This is a genomic window from Wolbachia endosymbiont of Drosophila leontia, from assembly GCF_028981785.1.
Lineage (GTDB): Bacteria > Pseudomonadota > Alphaproteobacteria > Rickettsiales > Anaplasmataceae > Wolbachia > Wolbachia pipientis.
This window is the reverse complement of the sequence record NZ_JAPQLK010000117.1, coordinates 1-1214: the sequence shown is the minus strand read 5'-3', so window position 1 is coordinate 1214 and position 1214 is coordinate 1. Positions and strand designations below refer to the sequence as shown.

Annotated in this window: 1 protein-coding gene; it reads right to left on the bottom strand. The window is 34.2% G+C overall.

The genetic code is table 11. The features are described from left to right. Nucleotides 1-56: 56 nt before the first annotated feature. Nucleotides 57-1073, bottom strand: coding sequence for an ankyrin repeat domain-containing protein (locus OZD63_RS03750; protein WP_274979592.1), 1017 nt, complete (start codon nucleotides 1071-1073; stop codon nucleotides 57-59). Between the last annotated feature and the right edge of the window lie 141 nt (nucleotides 1074-1214).

Here is a 1214-nt window from a genome sequence, read left to right as displayed (position 1 = left end):
AACACCAGCTTGCAAATGATTGTCCTTTCCTTCATTTCTCTCCTATTACGAAGATTTTAAACAGGTTCTAAGGAAGCCATGTATAATATGGCTTCCTTATTATCGTTTTTAGCATTAACATCAGCACCATCGTTAAGACACCGTAACACCTGATCATAATTATCCTCAATAACCGACTCAATAATTTGTTTATTTCTAAGTAAAGTAATTATTTCCTCATTGTCAGTAAAGAAAAGTGGTGTTCTATCAAAGCTATCTTTCGCATTAGCTTTGGCTCCTGCCTCCAGAAGAAATTTAGTCATATCAGCATTATTAGCAGAAGCAGCATGATGTAATGCAGTTTTACCTAGATTACCCCGGGTATTGATTTTAGCACCTTGCTTTAAAAGAATTTCTGCTGTAGCACGGTGACCATAATAAGAAGCATAGTGTAATGCAGTTTCATCTTGATTATCCCGGGTATTGATTTTAGCACCTCTCTCTAAAAGAAGTTTTACTACACTAGCCACACCTTTGAAGGAAGCAATGTGCAATGGGGTTTGACTACTATCGTTTTGAGCATTAACATTAACACCACCATTAAGGCATTGTAACACCTGATAGTAATCACCACACTCAATAAATCGCATTAACTTTAGAAAGCTTACCGCCTCATTAATACCTCTTTTTTCATTATCCAGTAACTCATAATAATATTCATTGAAGCATTCCCATAACTTATCCTCTATTGCTCGTCTTATTTCCTCATCTAGATAAAGAGCTTTTACAGGCCTTTTGGTACATGGGTCTGTTGCGTTACCCCCTTCTTTTTTCCACCACTTAAAAATCTCATGGTACTCAAACACATTTTGCGACTTTGAATCATCATCATATATTATTCTAACAGGCTCTAATATTAGTTCTCCTGTTATCGGGCAAAGCAGACCACTTTCTTCAAAGCAATTATTACCTTTTTCAATCGCCTTCTCAATATACTTACCTATTAAACGCTCATAGTCTGCTAATTCATCATTGTTCTTACTATATTTCTCAAAAATTTTATATAAATCATAATGTTCAATGTTATTTAACATAATTTTACTTCGCAAATTATAAAAAGGCTAAGGTATGTACTAAAAATAGAACTTACAAGTATTTTCTTCAATTATAAGAACCTGTTTAAAATCTTCGTAATAGGAGAGAAATGAAGGAAAGGACAATCATTTGCAAGCTGG